1 protein-coding gene is annotated in these 737 nt (G+C 44.6%); it reads right to left on the bottom strand.

The window, feature by feature from the left end:
* Window positions 1–128: 128 nt before the first annotated feature.
* Window positions 129–737 (bottom strand): M3 family metallopeptidase (locus R7190_RS27185; protein WP_318137844.1); only part of this gene is annotated, 609 nt, incomplete at its 5' end.

The following is a 737-nucleotide window of genomic DNA, read 5'->3' as shown; positions in this document are numbered from 1 at the left end:
TGCTTTGTCACTGCTTCTATGAGCAAACGGCTATGCGAACCAAAGATACCGCCAGTACCACCAAATAGTTCGAACTGAAGCCCTATCCGAGCAAGATTTATCGACTAGAGTCAACAGAACTCAACCTCTTATTGGCTACGCTGCGCAAGTAGGCGTTCAAACTCATCGACTTTGTCGCGTACGAGCTCCACGCTTTGTTGCCAGAAGTCTGGTTTGGTTAAGTCCATCGATAGATGTTTTTCAACCACCTCTTCTGCCATCATGTTGCCAGTATCACGCAGTAAATTAACGTAATCAATGTAGAAGTTTTCACCTTTAGCTTCACGTTGCGCATAAATGCCTTTACTGAACAAGAAGCCGAATAGATACGGATAGTTATAGAAACTCACATCGGCAATCGAGAAGTGCAGCTTGCTTGCCCAAAAATAGGGGTCAGCTTCACTCATCACGTCTCCGTACCAATCTTTCCACGTTTCTGACATCAGATTACAGAAATCCTGAGCGGTTAATTCTCCCTCCTGACGACGTTCGTAGAATGCTTTTTCAAACTCGTATCGAACAGGAATATTGATCATTAACGCCAGCGCAGAAGACAACTCTTCCCAAAGCATTTCGAGTTTGTCGTCCACACTTTCTGCTTTCGAGATCAAATGATCGCGTACGATATTCTCTGCAAAAATAGAAGCGGTTTCTGCCAGTGTCATTGGGTAGTAAGTTTGGCAAAGCGGCAGATCTCG

The sequence above is a fragment of the Vibrio sp. 1078-1 genome (genome assembly GCF_033340475.1).
Note: the sequence above shows the minus strand (reverse complement) of the source record. Positions and strands in the feature narration are given on the sequence as shown.